Source organism: Pseudomonas saudimassiliensis (genome assembly GCF_000939975.1).
Classification (GTDB): Bacteria; Pseudomonadota; Gammaproteobacteria; order Pseudomonadales; family Pseudomonadaceae; genus Halopseudomonas; species Halopseudomonas saudimassiliensis.
The window spans coordinates 1,070,170-1,095,865 of sequence record NZ_LK391969.1 but is presented as its reverse complement, the minus strand read 5'-3'; the positions used below and the strand labels follow the sequence as shown (position 1 = coordinate 1,095,865).

Below are 25,696 nucleotides of genomic sequence, written 5' to 3'. Positions count from 1 at the left end.
GGGTTACAACTCGAACTCGCCAAGGTCTTCCAGGGAGACTTCGGAGTCGATCTGGCCGACCAGGTAGGAGCTGACTTCCACTTCCTGTGGTGCTACCTGCACGTTATCCGACACCAGCCAGGCGTTGATCCACGGGATCGGATTCTGGTTGGCGCCCGGGAAGATCGGCTCCAGCCCCACCGCCGCCATGCGCAGGTTGGTGATGTATTCCACGTACTGGCTGAGGATGCTGTAGTTCAGGCCGATCATGGAGCCATCCTTGAACAGGTACTCGGCCCACTGCTTCTCCTGCTCGGCGGCATGGCGGAACAGTTCGACGCACTGGTCATGGCAGGCGCGGGCCACCTCGGCCATCTGCGGGTCGTCCTCGCCTTCCTGCAGGATATTGATGATGTGCTGGGTGCCGGTCAGGTGCAGCGCCTCGTCCCGGGCAATCAGCCGGATGATCTTGGCGTTGCCCTCCATCAGCCGGCGCTCGGCAAAGGCGAAGGAGCAGGCAAAGCTGACATAGAAGCGGATCGCCTCCAGCACGTTCACCGACATCATGCACAGGTACAGCTTCTTCTTCAGCTCGAACAGATCCAGGGTCACGCTCTGGCCGTTGAGCTGGTGCGTGCCCTCACCGAACTGGTTGTACAGGTTGCTGTACTGGATCAGGTCGTCGTAGTAATTGGCGATATCGCCCGCCCGCTCGATGATGTGCTGGTTGCGTACTATGTCATCGAACACCACCGCCGGATCGTTGACGATATTGCGAATGATGTGGGTATAGGAGCGGCTGTGGATGGTCTCGGAAAACGACCAGGTCTCGATCCAGGTCTCCAGCTCGGGGATCGACACCAGCGGCAGGAAGGCCACGTTCGGGCTGCGGCCCTGGATCGAATCCAGCAGCGTCTGGTACTTCAGGTTGCTGATAAAGATGTGCTTTTCGTGATCCGGCAGGTTGCGAAAATCGATGCGATCCTGGGATACGTCCACTTCTTCCGGGCGCCAGAAGAACGACAGCTGCTTCTCGATCAGCTTCTCGAAGATCGGGTATTTCTGTTGGTCATAGCGCGCCACGTTGACCGGCTGGCCGAAGAACATCGGCTCGCCCATCTGGTTGTTGTCGGTCTGGGAGAAAGTGCTGTATTTCATTTTCATGTTGGCCCCTCGGGGAACCTGAAGTCGTGTAGTTGTTTCTGGAAGTGGGGGTAGGCAGACGCCCGATCCTCCTCTCCCTCGCCGGGCGCCCCAACCCCTCTCCCGCGAGGGGAGAGGGGCTTTAGCCTGTGCTCTCTGCTCGGCCTATCGTGAAGGAGAGCCTTCAGTCTTGGCTCTGACCTGCGTGCGTGTCCTGCTTTTCTCCCTCTCCCTCGCGGGAGAGGGCCGGGGAGAGGGGGAAAGGCAACTCACTCAGATCTTGCAAGCCCCACCCGCACAATCATCCGCCAGGTCCGCCTGGGCATCATCCGCCCCATCCCGGGTGTTCTGATAGTACAGGGTCTTGAGGCCAAGCTTGTACGCGGTCAGCAGATCCTTGAGCAGTTGCTTCATCGGCACCCGGCCCCCCTCGAAGCGCTGCGGGTCGTAGTTGGTGTTGGCCGAAATCGCCTGGTCGACGAACTTCTGCATGATACCCACCAGCTGCAGGTAGCCATCGTTGCTCGGCATCTGCCACAGCAACTCATAGGCGTGCTTGAGCTCATCGTAATCGGGCACCACCTGCTTGAGGATGCCGTCCTTGGACTGCTTGACGGTCACCAACCCGCGGGGCGGTTCGATGCCGTTGGTAGCGTTGGAGATCTGGCTGGAGGTCTCCGACGGCATCAGCGAGGACAGCGTCGAGTTGCGCAGGCCGTGGGTGACGATATCCGCGCGCAGGGCTTCCCAGTCCAGGTGCAGCGGCTCGGAGCAGACCGCGTCCAGGTCCTTCTTGTAGGTATCGATCGGCAGCACCCCCCTGGCGTATACGGTCTCGTTGAAACCGGTGCAGGCACCACGTTCCTGGGCCAGCTTGTTGGAGGCGCGCAGCAGGTAGTACTGGATGGCCTCGAAGGTGCGGTGGGTCAGGTTGTTGGCCGAACCGTCGGAATACTTCACACCATTCTTCGCCAGGTAGTTGGCAAAGTTGATCACGCCGATGCCCAGAGTGCGGCGCTTCATCGAGGCGCGGCGGGCGGCTTCGATCGGGTAGCCCTGGTAATCCAGCAAGGAGTCCAGCGCGCGCACCGCGAGCTCAGCCAGCTCTTCCAGCTCGTCGAGGCTGTTGATCGCGCCCAGGTTCAGGGCGGACAGAGTGCACAGGGCAATCTCGCCGTTGGGGTCATCCATGCTTTCCAGCGGGCTGGTGGGCAGGGCGATTTCCAGGCACAGGTTGGACTGGCGTACCGGTGCGACCTTCGGGTCGAAGGGGCTGTGGGTGTTGCAGTGGTCGACGTTCTGGATATAGATGCGGCCGGTGCTGGAGCGTTCCTGCATCATCAGCGAGAACAGCTCGACCGCCGGAATGCTGCGTTTGCGGATGCTCTCGTCCTGCTCGTATTTCTCGTACAGCCGCTCGAATTCGTCCTGGTCGGCGAAGAAGGCATCGTACAGGCCGGGCACTTCGTGGGGCGAGAACAGGGTGATATTGCCATTCTTGATCAGGCGCTGGTACAGGGTGCGGTTGATCTGCACGCCGTAGTCCATGTGCCGCACGCGGTTTTCTTCCACGCCGCGGTTGTTCTTCAATACCAGCAGCGACTCCACCTCCAGGTGCCACAGCGGGTAGAACAGGGTCGCCGCGCCGCCACGCACGCCGCCCTGGGAGCAGGACTTGACCGCGGACTGGAACAATTTGAAGAAGGGAATACAGCCGGTGTGCTGGGCCTCGCCGCCGCGGATCGGGCTGCCCACGGCGCGGATGCGCCCGGCATTGATGCCGATGCCGGCACGCAGGGACACATACTTGACGATGGCCGAGGTGGTGGCGTTGATCGAGTCCAGGCTGTCGCCGCACTCGATCAGCACACAGGAGCTGAACTGCCGGGACGGCGAGCGCACGCCGGACATGATGGGCGTCGGCAGGGAGATCTTGAACAGCGAGATGGCGTCGTAGAAACGCTTGATGTAATCCAGCCGGGTGTCCCGCGGGTAGTCGGCAAACAGGCACATGCCGATCAGCATGTAGAGCATCTGCGGGCTTTCATAGACCCGGCGGCTGACCCGGTCCTGGATCAGGTACTTGCCTTCCAGCTGCTTGACCGCGGCGTAGGAGAAATTCAGGTCGCGGCTGTGGTCGAGATAGGCGTTGAGGGTGTCGAATTCGTCACGGCTGTAATCGCGCAGGATGTGCTGGTCATAGCGCTTCATTTCGGTCAGGGTAGTGACGTGGTCGAACAGGTGTGGCGGCTCGAACTGACCATAGGCTATCTTGCGCAGGTGAAAGATCGCCAGGCGTGCGGCCATGTATTGGTAATCCGGCGTCTCGGTGGAAATCAGGTCGGCGGCGGCCTTGATGATGGTCTCATGGATATCCTGGCTGCGGATGCCATCGTACAACTGGATCTGCGACTTCAGTTCCACCTGGGATACCGATACGTTGTTCAGCCCCGCCGCCGCCCAGTCCAGCACGCGGTGGATCTTGTCCAGGTTGATGGGTTCCTGGGAGCCGTCGCGCTTGGTGACCTTGAGGGACTGGAAATCGGACATTGGGGCTTTTCCTGGCAAAAAGGGCTTGAAAACAGCGCGCCAGCGTTATAAGGCTGGCGCACTACATATAGTGTTGGTGCGTAATGTTCTGCGCAATATAGTGGGCTGATCGGGGTGGGTCAACCCGAATTGTCCGGGAGCTGACCAGCCCTTGATGCGCAGCGCAGTGCGCACGCAGCTTGCAGCGAAGCAAAAATATTCTGCTTGAATTTATCCCCTGGCGCGGCTAGGGGACAGTGGCGAGGGATGAATGGATCAGCTGGAATTCTTCGATATCCCCAGCCCCTGCATCGGGGTCTGCGAGGCCAATAGCAAGGGCTTCTGCAAAGGGTGTTTCCGCTCGCGGGAGGAGCGCCTCTACTGGCTGGAATTCACTACCGAGCAGAAGCGCCAGGTGGTCCGGCTGTGCCAGTCGCGCCAGGCCCGCGTGCTACGCGCCAGACAGGAAGCGGCCCGGCGCCAGCAAACGGATAGCGATACCCAGTCAGAGCTGTTCTGAACCCTCCACCGCCGGTCAGTGATGCTCGCGGGTAGCGTTGAACTGAATCTCCGGCCAGCGCTCCTCGGTCAGGCTCAGGTTGACCCGGGTCGGGGCCAGGTAGGTCAGATGCCCACCCCCATCCACGGCCAGGTTGTCCGTGGCCTTGTTGCGGAATTCCTCGAGTTTCTTCTTATCCGTGGATTCAATCCAACGGGCGGACCAGACGTTGACCGGTTCGTACAGGCACTCGACCTTGTATTCTTCCTTCAGCCGGCTGGCGACCACGTCGAACTGCAGCACACCCACGGCGCCGAGGATGACGTCGTTGTTGCGCTCGGGGAAGAACACCTGGGTGGCGCCTTCCTCGGCCAGTTCCTGCAGGCCCTGGCGTAGCTGCTTGGACTTGAGCGGATCCTTCAGCCGGACCCGGCGGAACAGTTCTGGGGCAAAGTGCGGGATGCCGGTGAAGCTGATGTTCTCGCCGGCGGTGAAGGTGTCGCCGATCTGAATGGTGCCATGGTTATGCAGACCGATGATGTCGCCGCCGAAGGCCTCCTCCAGCCGCTCCCGGTCGCTGGAGAAGAAGGTCAGGGCGTCGGCAATCTTGATGTCCTTGCCGATGCGTACATGGCGCATCTTCATGCCCTGTTCGTACTTGCCCGAGCACACGCGCATGAAGGCGATGCGGTCGCGGTGGCGCGGGTCCATGTTCGCCTGGATCTTGAACACGAAACCGCTGAAGGTCGGCTCGGTGGGTTTGACCTCACGTTCCTGGGTCAGGCGCGACAGCGGCGCAGGCGCCCAATCGACGAAGGCGTCCAGCACATGGCTGACACCGAAGTTGCCCAGTGCGGTACCGAAGAACACCGGGGTCAGCTTGCCCGCCAGGTATTCCTCCAGATCGAATTCGTGGCAGGCACCCTGAACCAGCTCCAGTTCCTCGACGAAGCTGTCATACATGTCGCCCAGCAGGGCCCGGGCTTCATCGCTGTCCAGCTTCTGGATGATCTTGTCTTCGGTGCGTTCGTGCCCGTGGCCGGGTGTGTAGACATGGATGCAGTCGTTGGCCAGGTGGTAGACGCCCTTGAACTCGCGGTAGCAACCGATCGGCCAGGTTACCGGCGCGGCCTTGATGCTTAGCACTTCCTCGATCTCATCGAGCAGCTCGATGGGGTCACGGATGTCGCGGTCGAGCTTGTTGACGAAGCTGATGATCGGTGTGTCGCGCAGGCGGCACACGTTCATCAGGGCGATGGTACGGGGCTCGACGCCCTTACCGCCGTCAATCATCATCAGCGCGCTGTCCACCGCGGTCAGGGTGCGGTAGGTATCTTCGGAGAAGTCCTCGTGACCGGGGGTGTCCAGCAGGTTGATCATGTGGTCGCGGTAGGGGAACTGCATGACCGAGGTGGTAATGGAGATACCCCGCTGCTGCTCCATGGCCATCCAGTCCGAGGTCGCGTGGCGATCGGATTTGCGGGACTTGACCGTGCCTGCCACCTCGATTGCCTTGCCCATCAGCAGCAGGCGCTCGGTGATGGTGGTCTTACCCGCATCGGGGTGCGAGATGATGGCAAAGGTACGGCGCTTGGCGACTTCTTTCTCGATGTTGGACATGTTGCCTGTTCGGTTCGTGCTGGGCGAGGAGGCGGTGACCGGTGTCGGTCGGCTCCGGGCGGGGGTAAATGAATCGGCGCATATTGTGGCTTATTCATCCGGGCATGACAAAGTAAAATCCGCCCGGCACCCGCCCCCCGCTGCACTCAGACCGTCAGGTAGCGCTGGATCAACTGCTCATCCAGCGTGCTCATGGCCCCGCTGGCGACGTTGCGGCCGCGCTCCATGATGAAAAAGCCATCCGCGGCGCGACGGGCAAAGGGCAGCTTCTGTTCTACCAGCAGTACGGTCAGCCCCAGCTCGGCATTCAACCGGCGAATCACATCGCTGATATCCCGCACGATATTCGGCTGGATGCCCTCGGTCGGCTCATCGAGAATCAGCAGCCTGGGATCCAGCACCAGCGCCCGGCCGATCGCCAGTTGTTGCTGCTGGCCGCCGGACAGGTCACCGCCGCGGCGGTGCTTCATGTCCTTGAGCACCGGGAACAGCTCGTAGATGAGCGCCGGCACCTGGCGGGCGCGGTCAGGGCGGGCGCCCAGCGAGATCTTCAGGTTCTCCTCGACAGTCAACAGCGGGAAGATTTCGCGGCCCTGGGGCACGTAGCCGATGCCGCCGCGGGCGCGGTACTCGGTGGACAACTGGGTGATGTCCTTGCCATTGAACAGGATGCGCCCGCTCTTTACCGGCAACAGACCGGTGATGCACTTGAGCAGGGTGGTCTTGCCCACGCCGTTACGCCCGAGCAGGCAGCCGCAGGTGCCTTCGGCCAGTTCCAGATCCAGATCCCAGAGGATGTGGCTCTGGTTGTAGAACTGATTGATACCTTGAATGCTCAGCACAGTTCACTCTCCCAGATAGACTTCGATGACCCGCGGGTCGTTCTGCACCTGGTCCATGCTGCCTTCGGCCAGCACCGAACCCTGGTGCAGCACGGTGACCTTGCGGGCAATGGAACGGACAAAGGCCATATCGTGCTCGACGACGATCACCGAATGGCGTCCGGCCAGTGAGGTCAGCAGCTGCGCGGTGTGCTCCACCTCTTCGCCGGTCATGCCGGCGACCGGTTCGTCCACCAGCAGCACGCGGGGGTTCTGCACCAGCAGCATGCCGATCTCCAGCCATTGCTTCTGGCCGTGGGACAGGGCGCCAGCGTTCTGCCGCCGCTGCCCGGTCAGGCCGATCAGGGTCAATACCTCGTCGATGCGGTCGCGTTGCTCGCCGTTCAGGTCGTGGTTCAGGGTGTACCAGACGCCCTTGTCCGAGGCGGTGGCGAGCTCCAGGTTCTCGAACACCGAGAGCGCCTCGAAGATGGTCGGCTTCTGGAACTTGCGGCCAATACCGCCGCGGGCAATCTGGTATTCCGGCTGTTTTAGCAGGTCGATGCGCTGGCCGAAGTACACGCTGCCGCTGTCCGGACGGGTCTTGCCGGTGATCACATCCATCATGGTGGTCTTGCCGGCACCGTTGGGGCCAATGATGCAGCGCAGCTCCCCGTCGTCGATATACAGGTTGAGGTTGTTCAGCGCCTTGAACCCGTCAAAGCTGACGCTGACGTCCTCCACATAGAGGATGGGACCGTGGCTGGTGTCCACCGGCCGGTGGAATTCCGGCCTGGGCAACAGGAAGTCGAAGACCTGATCGCGGCGCCAGGCCTGGCGAAACTGTTCCAGTGAATACATTACTTATTCCCCTTGCGACGCAGGTGATCGACCAGGCCGACAATGCCCCGGGGCAACACCAGGGTCACCAGCACAAACAGCCCACCGAGGATGAACAGCCAGGTTTCCGGCGAGAAAGTGGTGAAGAAGGTCTTGGCGTAGTTCACCGAGAATGCCCCGACAATGGCGCCGAACAGGGTGCCGCGCCCGCCGGTGGCCACCCAGACGACCATCTCGATGGAGTTCAGTGGCGAAAACTCGCCCGGATTGATGATGCCCACCTGGGGTACGTACAGCGCCCCGGCCACCGCCGCCAGCATGGCGGAGAATACGAACAGCCAGAGCTTGTACGACTCCACCTGGTAGCCGCTGAACCGGGTGCGGCTTTCCGCATCACGGATCGAGATGATCACCCGCCCCATGCGCGAGGTGACTATGTACCGACACGCCAGATAGCCCAGCACCAGGGCCAGCGCCGAGGCGATGAACAGGCCGATGCGGGTAGTCTTGGCAGCGAGATCGAAGCCGAGAATTTCCTTGAAGTCGTTCAGACCGTTATTACCGCCGAAGCCCATCTCGTTGCGGAAGAATGCCAGCATCAGCGCGTAGGTCAGCGCCTGGGTGATGATCGCGAAATACACTCCGGTGACCCGGGAGCGGAACGCCAACCAGCCGAACACCAGTGCCAGCAGCGCCGGTACCAGCAGAATCATCAGCAGGGCGAACCAGAACATGTCAAAGCCCTGCCAGTACCAGGGCAGGGTCTGCCAGTTGAGCACCACCATGAAATCCATCAGCTCGGGATGACCGTAGACGCCGCGGTCGCCGATCTGGCGCATCAGGTACATGCCCATGCCGTAGCCGCCGAGGCTGAAGAAGGCGCCATGGCCGAGGGAGAGAATCCCGCAGTAGCCCCAGATCAGGTCCACTGACAACGCCAGCAGGGCAAAGCAGAGAAACTTGCCGAGCAGCGCTACGGTAAAGTTGGATACGTAGAACGGCGAGCCGCTGGGCACCGCCAGGTTGAGAATCGGTACCAGCACGGCGGTCAACACGACCAACCCGAGTACCACCAGGCCGCCGCGATCACTGAGTAACAGACGTTGGGTCAGCATACTTCCCTCTCGATCATCTTTGTGGGGCAGGGGCGATCAATCCGCCGCTACCCGTCCTTTCTGCGGGAAGAGTCCCTTGGGTTTTTTCTGGATGAACAGGATCAACATGATCAGCACCAGCACCTTGGCCAGCATGGCGCCGGCCCAGGGCTCGAGGAAGTTGTTGATCAGTCCCAGGCTCATGGCGCTCACCAGCGTGCCCCAGAGGTTGCCGACCCCGCCGAACACCACCACCATGAATGAGTCGATGATGTACGCCTGGCCGAGGTTGGGCCCGACATTGGTGAGCTGCGACAGGGCCACCCCGGCGATACCGGCAATGCCGGAGCCGAGCCCGAAGGTCAGCGCGTCCACCCAGTTCGAGCGCACCCCGACGGCGCGGGCCATGGCGCGGTTCTGCGAGACGGCGCGCACCTTGAGGCCGAGACTGGTGCGCTTCATCACCAGCAGCAGGGCGAAGAACACCGCCAGCCCGAAGATCAGGATGTACAGCCGGGTATAGGTGATCGACAGCACCGGATTGAGGGTCAGGGTGCCGCTGATCCACTCCGGCGAGCTGACCGAGCGGTTGAGCGGACTGAACAGGCTGCGCACGGCCTGCTGCAGTACCAGGCTCAGGCCAAAGGTGGCGAGCAGGGTTTCCAGCGAGCGACCATAGAGGAAGCGGATGACGCCCCGTTCGATGGCCATGCCGACCAGCGCGGTGATGAGGAAGGCGGCGGGGATGGCGATCAGCAGGCTCCATTCGATCAGCTCGGGAAACAGCACCTGCACGCCCCAGGTAGTGTAGGCGCCGATCATGATCAGCTCGCCGTGGGCCATGTTGATCACGCCCATGACGCCGAAGGTGATCGCCAGCCCGATCGCCGCCAGCAGCAGGACCGAGCCGAGGCTCAAACCGAAGAACAGATTTTCCACCAGGCGGTAGAACTGGATGCGCGTCTGGATACCGTCCAGTGCCTGTTGCGCGGCGGCACGCAGCGCCAGATCCCCATCGCTGGCCGCCAGCCCGGCAAGGGCATTGCGGGCCTCGACTTCCAGCGAGCCGCTCAGCGCCTCGACCGCGCCCAGACGGATATCCCGGTCGGCGTGCTGTAACTGGTACAGCGCCACGGCGGTGTCGATGGCGCCCTGGACCAGGCCGGACTCCTCGATTTGCTGGCGCTCACGCAGCAGGTCGATGCTGTCACGGTCGACGCCGTCGCGAATGAAGCGGCGTACTGCCTCGTACCGCGCCTGTGGCTCGGGGTGCTGCAGATTGGCGCGGGCAATCAGGCCGCGCAGTTGGGTACGCAAACTGTTATTGACGGGAATCCGGCGCAGGTCAGCGGCGATCGTCGGATCGATCACCGCGCCGCTCAGTGCATCCTCAATCCGGGTGCCGGTGCGAATGGCGACGGTCGGCGGGTCGTTCCGGTCGGCGAGCAGATCGCCGTCGACCAGCGCGTTGAGAATATGGGGCAGCCGTGGATCAGGGTGATCGGCCAACTGGTGCAGAAGATCGGCACGCTGGCGCAGATTGCCGCCGGGCAGCTCACGTACCAGCCGGTCGAAACTGCGCGAGGTATCCGCGTTGCTGGTGGCGGTGACAGGTTGTGCCTGGCTGGTCAGCGTGACGAGCAGGCTGCTGAGCAGCAGCAGGCCGATGCTCAGCCGGCGCAGGACGGGCCCGAAATTGGCGCGGCAGCGTGGGGTCATGGCAGGGTCTCTCTTCAGTGCCTGGGTAGCCCCCCGCCGCTGGCGCGGGAGGGGCTCGGGTTGGCCATAGGCCGGATGCAGCGGAGGCAGTTACTGGGCAGCTACCGGGCTGGCACCCAGGCAGGCCTTGGTCTGCGTGTTGTAGTTGCCGCAATTGATCGGTGCCGCCCAATCCGCTTCCAGGTCCTTGCTGCCTTCCAGGAAGTCGGACCAAGCGTCGCCGGGCACCAGGCCATCGGTACTGGAGACGGTGAGGAATTGGCCGTCATCCTGGATCTCGCCGATCAGCACCGGTTTGGTGATGTGGTGGTTGGGCAACATCTTGCTGACGCCGCCGGTCAGGTTCGGTACCTCCACGCCGACCATGGCGTCGATGACCTTGTCGGTGTCGGTAGTGCCGGCGGCCTCGACCGCTTTCACCCACATGTTGAAGCCGATGTAGTGCGCTTCCATCGGATCGTTGGTCACGCGCTTGGTGTCGCCGGTGAACTGGTGCCAGGTCTTGATGAAGGCTTCGTTGGCGGGGTTCTCCTCGCTCATGAAGTAGTTCCAGGCGGCCATGTGGCCGACCAGCGGCGAAGTGTCGATACCGGACAGTTCCTCTTCACCGACCGAGAAGGCGATCACCGGAATATCCTCGGCCGATACGCCCTGGTTGCCCAGTTCACGGTAGAAGGGCACGTTGGCGTCACCATTGATAGTGGACACCACTGCGGTCTTCTTGCCGGTGCTGCCAAAGCGTTTGATTTCCGCGACGATGTTCTGCCAGTCCGAATGACCGAACGGGGTGTAATTGACCAGGATGTCCTGTTCCGCTACGCCGTTGGCCTTGAGGTAGGCCTCGAGGATGCGGTTGGTGGTTCGCGGATAGACGTAGTCGGTACCGGCCAGCACCCAGCGCTCGATCCCTACTTCGTCCTTCAGGTAATCCACCGCCGGGATGGCCTGCTGGTTCGGCGCCGCGCCGGTGTAGAACACATTGCGCGAGGACTCTTCCCCTTCGTACTGCACGGGGTAGAAGAGAATACCATTAAGCTCCTCGATCACCGGCAGCACCGCCTTGCGCGAGACCGAGGTCCAGCAACCGAAGATGGCATCGACCTCATGCTGCTCCAGCAGGTCACGGGTGCGTTCGGCAAACAGGGGCCAGTTGGACGCCGGGTCAACCACCACCGCTTCCAGTTGCTTGCCGAGCACACCCCCTTTCTTGTTCTGCTCTTCAATGAGCATCAGCATGGTGTCCTTCAGCGTCGTTTCCGAAATCGCCATGGTGCCCGATAGCGAATGCAGTACGCCGACCTTGATGGTCTCCGCCTGTACCGCCAGGGCGGTCAACGCCATGCTGCAGGCGATACCGAGAGCCCCGGTCCGTTTGGCTAGGTTTTTCAGTTTCATCGACAATCTCCCTTCGTTTGAGCGTGTACAGCGATTGAGAACAGGTTGTGAAACAACGTGTGAAACAGTGGGTGTAATGCACTGGAGGTGCATCACTCGCCAGCTGCGGCCAGTTGGTGTTGTCGTGCCTCGAAAATCATGTGCAGGGTGATCTTGCGAACCTCCGCTTTGCTTTCCTCGATATGGGTCTTGAGCAGTAACTGGGCCTCATCGCTGCGGCGCCGGATGATGCTCTGCAGAATCTGGCCGTGCTCGAGGTAGGTGGCTTCGATGCGCGGGCGCTGGGTGAAGTCGATGCGCCGCACGATGCGCAGGCGTTCGGTGAGGTCGTGGTGGATGCGCGCCATCTCGCCGTTGCCACAGGCTTGCACCAGCTGTTCATGGAAGCGCTCATCCAGGGCGCAGACGGTGGGTCCGTGGGCAAGGCGATCCGCCGGGGCCACCAGCCAGACCCGCTTGAGTGCGTCCAGGTCGGGGGCCGTCGGCATCTCGCAGAGCCGCTTGACCGCGGCCATTTCCAGCACGATGCGCACGTCATAGAGTTGCTCGAACTGCTGGAAATCGAAGGGCCGCACCTGCCAGCCACTGCGGAACGAGACTTCAACGAAACCCTCGCGCTGCAGCCGGGCCAGGGCTTCACGCACCGGCGTGCGGCTGGCCTGCATCTGCTCGGCGATGGCGCTTTCGGTGAAGCGGTCACCGGGCAGCAGGTCAAAATCGAAGATGCTGCGTTTCAGCTGCCGGTAGATACGCTCGGTCAGATTCTCCCGGCCCCCCTGACCCGGTTGTTCCAGGGGTAGCAGCCGGGTCATTCCAGCACCATCAGCAGGTCGCCCGCGTTCACCTGACGGCCCGCGGCGCAGTGGATGGCTCTGACCCGGGCGCTGCGGTCGGCGTGCACGGCGAATTCCATTTTCATGGCCTCGACGATGAGCAGTGGCTGGTCCGGCTCGACCTGCTGGCCGGGCTCCACCAGCAGCTTCCAGATATTGCCGCTGATATCCGCAGTGACGGCATGCCCGTTCACCTCGATCGGCCCACTGGGTGTGCGGACCTGCAGCGCCGCCTCGACCTGGGCCTGCTCATCGGCTTGCCACAAAGTGACCTCCCGGGTGAAGGCAGCCTGCTGCCGGGCCTTGAACGCAGTAATGCTTGGCGCATGCTGCTGTAGAAATGCCCGATGCTCCGCCAGATCGAACCAGCCATCCTCGATATCCAGCTCCAGACGGCCCTCGCGGAACGCCTCACGCTGACGGGTCAGCTCCTCCTCGGAGACCGGGTAATAGCGCACCTGGTCAAAGAACTTCAGCAGCCAGGGTTCACCATTGACGAAGGCCGGGCTCTTGAGAAAGGTGTTCCAGATCGGCAGCGTGCGACCGACCAGCTGGTAGCCACCGGGCGAATCCATGCCGTAGATGCACATGTACACACCGCCGATGCCGACGGTTCCCTCGGCGGTGTAGGTGCGTGCCGGGTTGTATTTGGAGGTCAGCAGGCGATGCCGGGGATCGACCGGCACGGCGCAGGGCGCGCCGAGATAAACGTCGCCCAGGCCCAGCACCATGTAGCTGGCGCTGAACAGGATGTCGCGCACCTCATCGATGGTGTCGAGACCGTTGATGCGGCGCATGAACTCGGTATTGCTGGGCAGCCAGGGCGCGGTATCGCGCACCGACTGGCGGTAGCGGGCCACCGCATCCAGTGTGGCGGAATCCTCAAAGGCCATGGGCAGGCGGATGATACGGCTGGGCACCCGCACGCTGCCGGCATCTGGGAGCTGGGTTTCCAGCAGCACCAGGCGGTCGATCAGCGCATGCTGATGGATGACGCGGCTGTCGTAGTTGATCTGCAGCGAACGCACACCGGGGGACAGTTCAATGATGCCGTCGATGGGGCTGGCGCGGAGCGCTTCCATCAGGGCATGCACGCGCAGCCGCAGGCTGATATCCAATACATTGGGGCCATACTCCAGCAGGATGTACTTGTCCCCCGCCTGTCGATAGACCACCGCCGGGCGTTCGCCGTGGGCAGCCAGGCTGGCCAGAATGCAATCGCCGGAGGCGCCGGGCCGGGCGGGCAGCGCCTGGCTGGCGGCAGGTGCCAGCTGCTCGATGGCGCGATCGGTGGCCAGTTCCAGCGCCAGGGCCTCGTCAAACGTCAGGTGTTTGAAGCGGATGCGATCACCGGGTTTGACCTGGCCCACCTTCCATAGCTCGGCCTTGGCGATCGTCACCGGGCAGACAAAACCGCCGAGGCTGGGGCCGTCCCGAGTGAGGATGACCGGCATATCACCGGTGAAGTTGATCGAGCCGACGGCATATTCGGTGTCGTGGATATTGGACGGATGCAGACCCGCTTCGCCACCGTCGCTCCGCGCCCAGCTGGGTTTGGGGCCGTTGAGGCGAATACCCAGCCGGTTGGAGTTGTAATGCACCTCCCAGGCGGTATCGAAGAACATCTCGATCGCCTCTTCGGTAAAGAAGTCCGGCGCGCCATGGGGGCCATAGAGTACGCCGATCTCCCATTCATTGGGGTAATGGGGGATCAGTTCGGCGGGCGCGGCGGCCGGCGCGTGGGCGGGCGCCGGAGTGGTGCATACCGGTAGCGCCGGGTCGCTGATCGGTAGCATATCCGTAGTCCGTAATATCCGCCCGGCATGGCCGCCAAACTGGCCGAGGGCGAAGGTCGAGCGGCTGCCCAGATACACCGGCACATCGAAGCCATTGCGTACCGCCAGATAGCTGCGGCAGCCGGTCTGCGCCTTGCCCAGGGTCAGCACCTGCCCGGCCTTGACCTGGACGGGCGTCCAGAAGGGCACGGTTGCGCCATCCAGGCGGGCGTCGGAGCGAGCGCCGGTCAGGGCAATCAGGGTGTCACTGTGAAAGCGCAGGGTCGGACCAAGCAGGGTGCATTCCAGGCCCGCGGCGGCGCTGTGGTTACCCACGATGCGGTTGGCCAGGCGGAACGCATAGTCGTCCATCGGCCCGGAGGGCGGTACGCCGACACTCCAGTAGCCAGCGCGGCCGGGGTAATCCTGCACGCTGGTATAGGTGCCGGGCTGCAGTACTTCCACCACAGCTGGCTGGTAGGTGAAATTGGCCAGGCGGTTGGTGGCTACATCGCCCTGGCCGAAGAAGTCGCTGGCGATGATCTGCCGCAGATACTCCAGGTTGGTGGCAATACCACCGATGCTGGTGGCCTCCAATGCCTCGCGCATCTTAGTCAGGGCCTCGGCCCGGTCGCGGCCGTGGACGATGATCTTGGCGATCATCGGGTCGTAGTAGGGCGATACCTGGGTGCCGGTAGCAACCCAGGTATCGACCCGGGCGCTGGCGGGAAAGTCGACGCTGGTCAGCAGCCCGGGCGAGGGCTGGAAGTCGCGCAGCGGATCTTCGGCATACAGGCGCACTTCGATGGCCGCACCGTTGGGCTGGATGGGCATATCCAGCGCGGGCGGCTGACCCGCCGCGCACAGCACCATCCATTCGACCAGGTCGACTCCAGTGCAGGCCTCGGTGATCGGGTGCTCCACCTGCAGGCGAGTGTTGACCTCAAGGAAATAGAAGGCGTCGCGGGCAGCATCGTAGATATATTCCACGGTGCCCGCTGACCGGTAGTTCACTGCCTCGCCCAGTTTGACCGAGGCGTTCAACAACTGCTGGCGCGTGGCGGCAGGCAGGTGCGGGGCTGGGGTCTCCTCGACGACCTTCTGATTGCGCCGCTGCAGTGAGCAATCCCGTTCGCCCAGGGCAATGACCTTGCCATGACCGTCCCCGAAGATCTGCACTTCCACATGCCGGGCGTTATCCACGAAACGCTCGAGAAACACGCCGCTGTCGCAGAAGAAGTTCTGCCCCAGGCGTTTGACGCTCTCGAAGGCGACGGTCAAGGCTGCCGGATCGTCGCAGCGGGTCAGACCGATACCGCCGCCACCGGCGGTACTTTTCAGCATCACCGGGTAGCCGAGGCGGTCCGCGGCGCTGAGCGCCTCCTCCAACGAGTCGAGCAGCCCGGTACCGGGTGTCAGGGGCACGCCGGCCGAGGCGGCAATCTCCCGGGCGCTGTGCTTGAGACCGAACTGGCGGATCTGTTCGGGCGTCGGGCCGCAGAAGGCAATGCCAGCGGCTTCGCATTGCTCGGCAAAGTCGGCGTTCTCCGAGAGAAAGCCATAACCGGGGATGACTGCCTGCGCGCCGCTGTCACGAGCCGCCGCGAGAATCAGCTCGGTCTGCAGGTAGCTGTCCGCGGCGCTGTTGCCGCCCAGGCAGATCGCCTGGTCGCAGGCGCTGACATGGGCGCTGTTGCGGTCGGCCTCGGAGTAAACGGCAACCGAGGTGATGCCCAAGCGCTTGAGGGTGCGGGCAATGCGGACGGCGATCTCGCCCCGGTTGGCTATGAGTACGGTGTTCAACATGAAAGCTTCCTCAATCATCCGCGCGTGGCGATATAGGCGCGCCAGCCGCCCAGGTGGGTGATGTCCGTGGCGCCCTCGATCGCGGCGCCTTCGCAGATGAAACCCTTGACTTCGCGACCGTCCTGCAGGGTCAGGGTGCCGATGCCCAGCGGTGCCGGGATCAGCCCGACAAAGCTGCCGAACAGTTGTACGGGCACATCCCAGAGCTCGACGGCGATGGGTTCGCCACTGCTGGAACGGACCAGCCCCGGCTTGGGCGGGGTGGTATTGGGCAGCGCGTACAGGCGGTAATTGGCGGCGGTGAAGGCCGCCTCGACAAAGCGGGCGTGACGTTCGGTAAGCTGCGAGTTCAGCGGCATGCCACGCAGGTGGGCGCCGACCACTGCCAGGCGAAGGTAGCCATTGGGTGCGGTGTTCACTTGCGCGTCAGTGCCTGCCGGGGCAGTACGGTCGGTAGCCCCCAGTTTCCAGGGCATGTGCCGTTGCCAGCGTTTGCCGAACTCCGCCAGTGCCGCGTCCTGCCAGGCGGCGCCGAGCAGGGTGATGCCAAACGGCAGGCCGTCCGCGCGAATGCCCGCCGGTAACGCCAGCGCTGCGCAATCGGCAAGGTTGACGAAGTTGGTCCAGGTGCCCAGTTGGCTGTTGACCAGCACCGGCTCCTGCTCTACCTCGGCCAGGGTGGGCAGCTTTGGCGCAGTGGGTACCACCAGCGCGTCCACCGACTGCATCAGTGTCTGGATCTCCCGCGCCAGATCGGCACGGCGGTATTCCGCCTCGAAGCAGTCCACGGCACTGAAGTGCTCGGCCTGGCTGATGATGCTGCGTACTACCGGATGGATCTGCTCGGCGTGCTGGGCGATAAAGGGCGCGATGGCGGCGTAGCGCTCGGCCACCCAGGGCCCACCATAGAGCAGTTGCGCCAGCTCCTGCATGGGGCTGAAATCCAGCTCGACCAGTTCCGCCCCCAGCGCCTGGAGCCGACTGAGCGCGCTGGCCCAGGCGGCTTCCGCTTGAGTGTCGCCGAACCACTGGGGCTGGGCTGGAATACCGAGGCGCGGTTGTTCGCCCAGCAGCACGGCGGGCTGGCCTGGGTGGCGCGAGTAACTGTCGTTGGCGTCGAAGCCTTCCAGCGTCGCTGCCACCTCCTCGGCATCCTCGACGGTCAGGGCAAACACCGAGACGCAATCCAGCGTACGACAGGCCGGTAGCACCCCATGGGCACTGAACCGGCCCCGGGTGGGCTTGAGCCCGACGATATTATTGAAGCCGGCCGGCACCCGCCCGGAGCCTGCGGTATCGGTGCCGAGGCTGAAGGGCACCAGGCCGCGGGCCACGGCCACCGCGGAGCCTGAGCTGGAGCCGCCGGAGATATAGGCAGGATTGAAACTGTTGGGCACTGCACCGAACGGGGAGCGGGTGCCGACCAGACCGGTAGCGAACTGGTCGAGGTTGGTCTTGGCCAGCACCACGGCGCCGGCGGCGCGCAGACGGGCGACGCTGGTGGCGTCCGCGCTGGGGGTATGGGCAAAGGCGGGGCAGGCAGCGCTGGTCGGCAGCCCGGCTACATCGATATTGTCCTTGACCACGAAGGGAATGCCATAGAGCGGCAGGTCAGGGGCATGTGGCAGGGCCGCGAGCTGGTCGAGCTGGGCGTCGAGCTCGGCGCTGGAAACGATATGAATCCAGGCCGGGTCGCTGTCCTGCAGCGCCGCACGCAGACCCTGCAGGGCATCGCGCGGCTCGATGGATCCGTTTCGATAGCTCTGGCGCCACTCTGCCAGTGTCCATCCCATTTGCTGCGTCATTGAACCCTCCCATGCGTCTGCATACCAACTTGTATGCAAGGCGATTGAGCAGGGAGCGTGCCAACAGCGGTAAATACTTCGCAGATGGTGAAAAAAGCTATTTAAAACAACGAGTAATGAAGCGGGAAAGAGGCGGGGCGCAGGGCTGTCGAGCCCCGCCCGCGCTGGCGAGGCCGCGCTGTTTCAGTGCTGGCAATCAGTGCTGTGGCTGGATTTGGTGCAGAAACAGGCAGGCTGCGCAGTGCGGCACCGGCCCCTGGCGAGACCGGGCCAGGCGGCTCAGGGCTTGCGCCACTTGCTGCGAATGTCCATGAAATCCCGCAACACCGCCGCCTCGCCGTGACGGATGTGCAGGCCCAGCTTGGAGCGCCGCCAGAGTACATCCTCGGCGGTCAGGGCCCACTCGGTCTGGATCAGGTAGTGCACTTCCCGGGCGTAGAGGTCGGCGCCGAAATGACGCCCCATCTCGTCCATGCTGCGGCAGCCATTGAGCAGCTCATGGGTGAGGGTGCCGTAGCTGCGGGTAAAGCGCCGTGCGGTGGCGGCGGGCAACCAGGGGTAGAGCTTCTGCAGGTCCGCCAGTAGGGTCTGCTGGTCGCGGAAGTCGCCGCCGGGCAGGGCCGCCTCGCGGGTCCAGGCGCGAGCGGGGCTATGCAGCAGCTCGCACAGTTGATCGGTGGCCTCCTCGGCGAGGCGGCGGTAGGTAGTGATCTTGCCACCGAGCACGGACAGCAGCGGCGGGTGGCCATGCTGGGCATGGACATCCAGCAGGTAATCCCGGGAGGCGGCCTGGGCCGCGCCTTTTTTGTCCTCATCGAACAAGGCCCGGACGCCGGCATAGCTCCAGAGGATATTCCGCTGCGTCAATTGCTGGCGGAAGTGGTTGTTCACCACGTGCAGCAGATAGTTGCCTTCCTCGGGTGACAATTCGGCCGCCGCGGGATCGCCCTGGTAATCGACGTCGGTGGTGCCGATCAGCGAGTAGTCCTGCTCATAGGGGATCACAAAAACGATGCGATTATCCTCGTTCTGCAGGATGTAGGACTCTTCCCCCGGGTGCAGGCGCGGCACCACGATATGGCTGCCCTTGACCAGGCGCAAGGGGCGGCGCACTGGCGTGTCGATGACCGCTTCAAGCATTTGCGCCGCCCACGGGCCGCTGGCATTGACCAACGCCCGGCTGCGGTAGCTACGGCGCTGGCCGCTCTGGCGGTCCTCGAGCGTCACCTGCCAGAGACCATCGACGCGCTTGGCATTCACGCAAGCGGTCCGGGTCAGGATCTGCGCGCCCCGCTGGGCGGCGGCGCGGGCGGTCAACACGACCAGGCGGGAATCGTCGACCCAGGCATCGGAATACTCGAAGCCGCGGAATATCTCCGGTTTCAGCGGGCTGCTCTGGTCGAAGCGCAGGCCGCGGGAGCCGGGTAGGGTTTTGCGGCGGGCCAGGTGATCGTAAAGGAACAGCCCGAGGCGAATCATCCAGGCTGGGCGCAGGTGCGGCCGGTGGGGCAGGCGAAAACGCATAGGCCAGATGATGTGGGGCGCGTTATGCAACAGGGCCTCACGCTCGGCCAGCGCCTTGCCCACCAGCCGGAACTGGTAGAACTCCAGGTAGCGCAGCCCGCCGTGGATCAGCTTGCTGCTGCGCGAGGAGGTCGCCGAGGCCAGGTCATCCTGCTCGCACAGCAGCACTCGCAGGCCCCGGCCGGCGGCGTCCATGGCGATACCGCAACCATTCACACCGCCGCCGATGATGATCACATCCTGGACGTCATCATCAACTGCCGTCGAGTCTGGGTGGTGAAGGGATGCATCCCGCATGTCGGAATTCCTCTGCTGAGTAGGGGCGTGAAATGGATTATTGCACATGGGCGGTCCCAGCCTATTGACCGCGCGCGCGCTTGGTTTTATGGTGCGCACCGAACGTTGAGGCTGGCACGATCCATACGGCTCAAGTACTGACGACGAGACAGCAAGACCGTTCCCTAACGGGACGGACTTATTGCTTTCGGCGCACGCCTTGGGAAGTAGGCGAACCAAAGTGGGGATACTGATCAGACGTTCGCACCCCCGGGTTGTGTGTTGGCTATACGTTCAGAGTCGCTTACGGAAGGCGCTGCCTGCTCCTGGTATGAATACCGGGTGTGCGGGTACGCCTGTCTGCCCTGCACCTGATCTTCAAGTCCCCACGCGGCCCGACACCAGAACCTTGCTTTGGAGCCGACGCCATGACCATCAAGTTGGAAGAATATTTCGACCGCGACACCTTCAGCCGTATCCGTGCCTGTGCCGACCAGCACGAAACCCCTTTCCTGGTCGTTGACCTCAAGACCATTGACCGCGCCTATGATGAATTGGTTGCGGGCTTTCCCTTTGCCAAGGTGTATTATGCGGTCAAGGCCAACCCAGCCAACGAAGTGCTGAGCCTGCTGCAGAACAAGGGCTCGAACTTCGACATCGCCTCGATCTACGAGCTGGAGAAGGTGCTGGCGCTGGGCGTCAAGCCAGAGCAGATCAGCTACGGCAACACCATCAAGAAGTCCCGCGACATCCGCGCCTTCTACGAGAAGGGCGTGCGCATGTATGCCACCGACTCCGAGGCCGACCTGCGCAATATCGCCAAGGCGGCGCCGGGCTCCAAGGTCTATGTACGCATCCTGACCGAAGGCTCGACCACTGCCGACTGGCCGCTGTCGCGCAAGTTCGGCTGCCAGAGCGACATGGCCATGGACCTACTGGTGCTGGCCCGCGAACTGGGCCTGGAGCCCTACGGCGTGTCCTTCCACGTTGGTTCGCAGCAGCGCGACATCGGTGCCTGGGACGGTGCCATTGCCAAGGTCAAGGTGATTTTCGAGCGCCTGAAGGAAGAGGACGGCATCGTCCTGAAGATGATCAACATGGGCGGCGGCTTCCCGGCCAATTACCTGACCAAGACCAACACCCTGCAGACCTACGCCGAGGAAATCACCCGCTTCCTGCAGGAGGACTTCGGCGAGGAGCTGCCGGAAATCATCCTGGAGCCGGGCCGCTCCCTGATCGCCAACGCCGGCGTGCTGGTCAGCGAAGTGGTCCTGGTCTCGCGCAAATCCCATACCGCGCTGGAGCGCTGGGTGTTCACCGACGTGGGCAAGTTCTCCGGCCTGGTGGAAACCATGGACGAGGCGATCAAGTTCCCGATCTGGACTGACAAGCGCGGCGAACTGGAAGAAGCCGTCATCGCCGGCCCGACCTGCGACAGCGCCGATATCATGTACGAGAACTACAAATACGGTTTGCCGCTGAACCTGGCGATCGGCGACCGCATGTACTGGCTGTCGACCGGTGCCTACACCACCAGCTACAGCTCGATCGAGTTCAACGGCTTCCCGCCGCTGGAAGCCTTCTATATCTGAGATGCGCCGCTGACTATACCGGCACCCGGCGCGCCTGCGCCAGGTGCCGGGCCCTGCCTGGTCAGCGGTAAGGTGTTGCCGAAGCTGTTCCGCTGGCAATAGCCTGCCCCCCGATACCATACTCAGCTCATGTCGATCCGGCGTGGGCAAGTGCCTGCCGGTTCCGTTTTGTGTGTTATTGCGAGGATACCGCCATGCTTTCCCAATCCGTCAGAGATACCATCAAGGCCACCGTACCGGTGCTGGCCGATCACGGCCGGGACATCATCATGTGCTTTTACCGGAACATGCTCGCCGAGCATCCCGAGTTGAAGAACGTGTTCAATATGGCCCACCAGCAGAAGGGCCAGCAGCAGGAGGCCCTGGCCCGTGCGGTTTATGCCTATGCCGCCAACATCGATGATCCGCAGAGCCTGGGCGCTCTGCTCGACGGCATCGCCCACAAGCACGCCAGTCTCGGCATCCAGCCCGACCAGTATCCGATCGTCGGCAAGCATCTGTTGGGCGCCATCAAGGAGGTGCTCGGCGCCGCGGCCACCGATGACATCATGCATGCCTGGGAACAGGCTTACGGCCAGTTGGCGGATGTGTTGATCGGCATGGAGCAGGGGCTCTATCAACAGCGGGCGAGCGGCGCAGGCGGCTGGAACGGCTGGCGCGAGTTTGTTGTGCGCGAGAAGAATCCGGAGAGCGAGGAGATTACCTCCTTTGTGCTGGCACCGGCCGATGACGGCCCTGTCATCCATTTCGAGCCCGGCCAGTACACCAGCGTTGCCGTGCAGGTACCCGCGCTGGGCGTGCAGCAGATCCGCCAGTACAGCCTGTCGGATGTGCCCAACGGGCGGACCTACCGGATCTCGGTCAAGCGTGAGTCGGGCACCGAGGAGCAGCCGCCCGGTTATGTCTCCAACCTGCTGCATGACCATGTGCAGGTCGGTGACCGCATCCGCCTGGCGGCGCCCTACGGCAACTTCTTCATCGACGTGAATGCCACCACGCCGGTAGTGCTGATCAGTGGCGGGGTGGGGCTGACGCCCATGATCAGCATGCTCAAGCGGGTGCTGCAGTCACCCGACCAGCGCCAGTTGCTGTTCGTGCACGGTGCGCGCAACGGGCGGGTGCAAGCGATGAAAGCCAAGCTGCGCCAGGCAGCTGCCGAGCACGACAACTTCCAGCTGATCATGTTCTACAGCGAGCCACTGCCCACCGACCAGGCGGGGCAGGACTATGACTACGAGGGCTTCGTCGACGTCCGGCCGATAGCGGACCGGATCCTGCTGGATGACGCGGATTACTATATCTGCGGGCCGGTTCCCTTCATGCGCATGCAACACGATGCTCTGATGAACCTGGGCGTCAAGGAGGCGCGCATCCATTACGAGGTGTTCGGTCCGGACCTGTTCGCCGAGCAACGTTGAGTTGCCCGGTACCGGTCAGAGCAGGGCGGCAGCTGCCTCGTCGACGATCACCGTGGCGTCGGGGTGAAGCTGCAGGGCTGAGGCCGGGACGGCCTCGGTAACCGGGCCATTGACCATCTGGCTGATGCATTCAGCTTTGCCGCGGCCGCTGGCGATCAGCAGGATGGACTTGGCCTGCAGGATGTTCTTGATGCCCATGGTGATGGCGGTGGTGGGCACCTCATCCAGCGAGTCGAAGAAGCGCTGGTTGTCCTGGCGGGTCTTGTCAGCCAAACGAGTGAGGAAGGTCTCCCGGTCGAAGGGCGTGCCCGGCTCGCAGAAGCCGATATGCCCGTTGCTGCCGATACCCAGCAGTTGCAGGTCCACCGTGGCGGCGCGGAGCAGCGCGTTGTAGGCGTCGCACTGGGCCTGTAGGTCGCCGTTCTCGGCGCAGGGAATGTGCCGGTTCTCCGGTTGGATATCCACATGGCGGAACAGATTGTCGTGCATGAAGCGGAAGTAGCTCTGGGGATGGCTGCGGGGCAGGCCGCAATATTCGTCCAGGTTGAAGGTCTGTACTTCCCGGAACGAAATATCACCGGCGCGGTAACGCTCGACAAGATAGTCGTAGGCGCCCTGCGGGGTGCTGCCCGTGGCCAGGCCCAGGGTGCAGTGCGGCTGGCGGCGGATCAGGTCAGTGATGAGTTGACCGGCGGTGGAGCTGAGCTCCTGGTAGTTCTTGACGGTGATGATCTTCATGCGCCGGATCCTGGCTGCAACCTTGGGGAAGCGCCCGATTCTACTCCGGGATGACAGCGGGACGGAAGCGTCAACGAACCGGTTCGCCCCATTTTGGGGCGAACGCGGATCAGCGGCAGGCGATCAGCTGAACTTCTGGATGTTCTGCATCAATTCCTTCAGCGCTTCGATATTGTCCTTCGGATGCACGGCATTCTCGAAGCTGCACAGCTGCTCGAAGTTCGCCTGCACATCCTCGGGGCTGAAACCTTCATCGGGGTTGAAGCCAATGCCCAGCGAACGCTCCCAGCGTACCTTGCCCATCCAGCCGCCACCGACTTCGAACAAGCTGGAGGTTTCCTGGCACTGCTCGGAGCACAGGTAGACCACCAGCGGGCTGACCAGCTCCGGCTTGAGCTTCTCGAAGGCGCCGGGCGGGAACAGGCCTTCGGTCATGCGGGTACCGCCGGTCGGGGCGATGGCATTGACGAAGATGTTGTTCTTGCGGCCTTCGATGGCCAGGGTGCGGGTCAGGCCATACAGGCCCAGCTTGGCCATGCCGTAGTTGGCCTGGCCGAAGTTGCCGTAGATGCCGGAGGTAGAGGAGGTGAAGATGATGCGACCGAAATTCTGCTCCTTCATGTAGGGCCAGGCGGCGTGGGTCACCTTGTAGGCACCCTCGACGTGCACCTTGTAGACCAGGTCCCAGTCGGCATCGGTCATCTTCTGGAAGCTCTTGTCGCGCAGGATACCGGCGTTGTTGACCACCACATCGACCCGGCCGAAGTTGTCCATGGCGCACTGGACGATCTTGTCGCCGTCCACCACGCTGTCCGGGTTGGCGATGGCGGTGCCGCCTGCGGCCTTGATTTCTTCCACTACCTTGAGCGCCGCTTCGCTGTTGGCGCCTTCGCCCTGGGCGCTGCCGCCCAGGTCGTTGACCACTACCTTGGCGCCATGCTTGGCGAACAGCAGCGCGTGGGCGCGGCCGATACCGCCGCCGGCGCCGGTGACGATGACCACCTTGTCTTCAAAACGGATGTCGCTCATGGAGATCTCCTTGGCAGGACTGAAATTGCGGAACCCTGAGGCCCCCGAAAAAGTTGGCGGACAGTGTCATGCAGTTGCCGGCGGCCGGCAAGACGTCCGCGGCTGGTGAATGGTCTGCCATAACAGCCGGCCCACCGGCAAAGCATTAGCCAATCGATAGCCCACGGGCCGCCACCCGGCAGTATTCTCAGCTGGCTCAGGTCATACCGGAGGAGGGAGACGGCCATGGATAATCGGGATGTATGGGTGGACCATGCCAAGGCGCTGGGTATCGTGCTGGTGGTGTACGGCCACGTAATGCGCGGGCTGCACAGCGCCGGTATCGCCATGCCGGAAACCCTCTTTCGGCTGGCCGACAGCATCGTCTACAGTTTCCACATGCCGCTGTTCTTCTTCCTCGCCGGGCTGTTCTTCTACCAGTCCATCGAGGCGAAAGGCCCCTGCGGCCTGCTGTACAGCAAGCTGGATACCATCGTCTATCCCTACGTGCTCTGGTCACTGTTGCAGGGGCTGATCGAGGCTACCCTGGCCGACTACACCAACGGCGCCGTGACCTACGGTGAGGTGTTCGCACTGCTGTGGGCGCCCCGGGCGCAGTTCTGGTTTCTCTACGCGCTGCTGCTGTGTTTTCTGCTGGCGATCGCCGTGTTCTGCCTGTCGCGGCGCTTGCTCCTGCCGACGACGATCGTCATGGCCATCCTGTATCTGAGTTCGCCGCTGCTGCCGGAGTGGGCGCTGCTGCGCTACCTGACCGACAACTTCATATTCTTCGCGCTGGGGATTTTGGGCGTTACGCGGCTGCGTGACGCAACGGTGCCGTCGGGTCGGCAGGTGCTTGCCATGCTGGGATTGTTCGTCGTCGCGCAATCCGTTTTTCACGGCGTGCTGGGCCTGCACTACGGTGACCAGGGCCTGTGGTCGTTGCTGCTGGCGCTGATCTCGATTGCGGCGGTAGTTGCGGTGTGCCGCTGGTCCGCTCCGGTAGCACCGGGGTTCGTTGCCTATCTGGGCACCGCGTCGATGGCGATCTACCTGATGCATATCCTGGCGGGCAGCGGCGTACGGGTGCTGCTCAAGGTCGCCGGGGTCGATTCCCTGCTGGTGCATGCCACCGTTGGTGTGGCGGCGGGGATCCTGCTGCCGCTGTTGGCGCTGGCCCTGGCCCAGCGGCTGGGGCTGCGCTATCTGTTTGCCGCCCCCATCAGCCGTGGATTACCGCTGCCCGCCCGGCGGGCCGTGCCGCGGGCGGGTGGTTGAACGC

At 63.2% G+C, this 25,696-nt stretch carries 18 protein-coding genes; 4 read left to right on the top strand and 14 right to left on the bottom strand.

Annotation, left to right across the window (positions count from 1 at the left end; genetic code table 11):
• Positions 1-3: 3 nt before the first annotated feature.
• Positions 4-1,143: a class Ia ribonucleoside-diphosphate reductase subunit beta gene (gene nrdB, locus VG99_RS05145; RefSeq protein ID WP_239419816.1), complete on the bottom strand. Its 1,140-nt coding sequence runs from the start codon at positions 1,141-1,143 to the stop codon at positions 4-6.
• Between the two features lie 252 nt (positions 1,144-1,395).
• Entirely contained in the window at positions 1,396-3,672 is a 2,277-nt protein-coding gene (gene nrdA / locus VG99_RS05140; RefSeq protein ID WP_044498633.1) for a class 1a ribonucleoside-diphosphate reductase subunit alpha, read from the bottom strand.
• Positions 3,673-3,922: 250 nt separating this feature from the next.
• Here nrdA and VG99_RS05135 point away from each other — a divergent pair, with 250 nt between their 5' ends.
• Positions 3,923-4,171: a DUF1289 domain-containing protein gene (locus VG99_RS05135; protein WP_044498632.1), complete on the top strand. Its 249-nt coding sequence runs from the start codon at positions 3,923-3,925 to the stop codon at positions 4,169-4,171.
• A 15-nt stretch (positions 4,172-4,186) separates the two neighbouring features.
• On the opposite strand, the gene VG99_RS05130 is transcribed toward VG99_RS05135, so the two are convergent.
• The 10 genes from VG99_RS05130 to glpD all read right to left on the bottom strand — a co-directional run bounded on the left by VG99_RS05130 (position 4,187) and on the right by glpD (position 19,679).
• A complete protein-coding gene (locus VG99_RS05130; protein WP_044498631.1) occupies positions 4,187-5,770 on the bottom strand; it encodes a peptide chain release factor 3 in 1,584 nt (527 codons plus the stop codon).
• Positions 5,771-5,916: 146 nt separating this feature from the next.
• A complete protein-coding gene (gene urtE / locus VG99_RS05125) occupies positions 5,917-6,612 on the bottom strand; it encodes an urea ABC transporter ATP-binding subunit UrtE (protein WP_044498630.1) in 696 nt (231 codons plus the stop codon).
• A 3-nt stretch (positions 6,613-6,615) separates the two neighbouring features.
• Positions 6,616-7,452, bottom strand: a complete 837-nt coding sequence (gene urtD, locus VG99_RS05120) for an urea ABC transporter ATP-binding protein UrtD (RefSeq protein ID WP_082049990.1) — start codon at positions 7,450-7,452, stop codon at positions 6,616-6,618.
• Positions 7,452-8,546, bottom strand: a complete 1,095-nt coding sequence (gene urtC, locus VG99_RS05115; protein WP_044498629.1) for an urea ABC transporter permease subunit UrtC — start codon at positions 8,544-8,546, stop codon at positions 7,452-7,454. Before urtC ends, urtD begins: the two co-directional genes overlap by 1 nt.
• 36 nt (positions 8,547-8,582) lie before the next feature.
• Positions 8,583-10,244: an urea ABC transporter permease subunit UrtB gene (urtB, locus tag VG99_RS05110; RefSeq protein ID WP_082049989.1), complete on the bottom strand. Its 1,662-nt coding sequence runs from the start codon at positions 10,242-10,244 to the stop codon at positions 8,583-8,585.
• A gap of 90 nt (positions 10,245-10,334) precedes the next feature.
• Positions 10,335-11,639 (bottom strand): urea ABC transporter substrate-binding protein, encoded by a 1,305-nt coding sequence (gene urtA / locus VG99_RS05105; protein WP_044498627.1) that lies wholly within the window; start codon positions 11,637-11,639, stop codon positions 10,335-10,337.
• A gap of 92 nt (positions 11,640-11,731) precedes the next feature.
• Positions 11,732-12,451 carry a GntR family transcriptional regulator gene (locus VG99_RS05100; protein WP_044498626.1) on the bottom strand — a complete coding sequence of 240 codons (720 nt, stop codon included), beginning with the start codon at positions 12,449-12,451 and terminating at the stop codon, positions 11,732-11,734.
• On the bottom strand, positions 12,448-16,053 hold the full coding sequence (gene uca / locus VG99_RS05095) for an urea carboxylase (RefSeq protein ID WP_044498624.1): 3,606 nt from the start codon (positions 16,051-16,053) through the stop codon (positions 12,448-12,450). Before uca ends, VG99_RS05100 begins: the two co-directional genes overlap by 4 nt.
• 14 nt (positions 16,054-16,067) lie before the next feature.
• The gene (atzF, locus tag VG99_RS05090; protein WP_044498623.1) at positions 16,068-17,858 is read right to left on the bottom strand and encodes an allophanate hydrolase; all 1,791 of its coding nucleotides are present in this window, start codon (positions 17,856-17,858) and stop codon (positions 16,068-16,070) included.
• A gap of 279 nt (positions 17,859-18,137) precedes the next feature.
• Positions 18,138-19,679 (bottom strand): glycerol-3-phosphate dehydrogenase, encoded by a 1,542-nt coding sequence (gene glpD / locus VG99_RS05085; protein ID WP_044498621.1) that lies wholly within the window; start codon positions 19,677-19,679, stop codon positions 18,138-18,140.
• A gap of 407 nt (positions 19,680-20,086) precedes the next feature.
• Between glpD and VG99_RS05080 the strand changes: the two genes are divergently transcribed.
• Positions 20,087-21,250: a type III PLP-dependent enzyme gene (locus tag VG99_RS05080; protein ID WP_044498620.1), complete on the top strand. Its 1,164-nt coding sequence runs from the start codon at positions 20,087-20,089 to the stop codon at positions 21,248-21,250.
• A 194-nt stretch (positions 21,251-21,444) separates the two neighbouring features.
• Positions 21,445-22,668 (top strand): NO-inducible flavohemoprotein, encoded by a 1,224-nt coding sequence (gene hmpA / locus VG99_RS05075; RefSeq protein ID WP_044498619.1) that lies wholly within the window; start codon positions 21,445-21,447, stop codon positions 22,666-22,668.
• A 15-nt stretch (positions 22,669-22,683) separates the two neighbouring features.
• Here the strand turns inward: hmpA and nagB are convergent, their stop codons facing one another.
• Entirely contained in the window at positions 22,684-23,406 is a 723-nt protein-coding gene (gene nagB / locus VG99_RS05070; RefSeq protein ID WP_044498618.1) for a glucosamine-6-phosphate deaminase, read from the bottom strand.
• Between the two features lie 123 nt (positions 23,407-23,529).
• A complete protein-coding gene (locus VG99_RS05065; RefSeq protein WP_044498617.1) occupies positions 23,530-24,435 on the bottom strand; it encodes an SDR family oxidoreductase in 906 nt (301 codons plus the stop codon).
• Between the two features lie 225 nt (positions 24,436-24,660).
• Here VG99_RS05065 and VG99_RS05060 point away from each other — a divergent pair, with 225 nt between their 5' ends.
• Positions 24,661-25,692 (top strand): acyltransferase family protein, encoded by a 1,032-nt coding sequence (locus tag VG99_RS05060; protein WP_044498616.1) that lies wholly within the window; start codon positions 24,661-24,663, stop codon positions 25,690-25,692.
• The last annotated feature ends 4 nt before the right edge of the window (positions 25,693-25,696 follow it).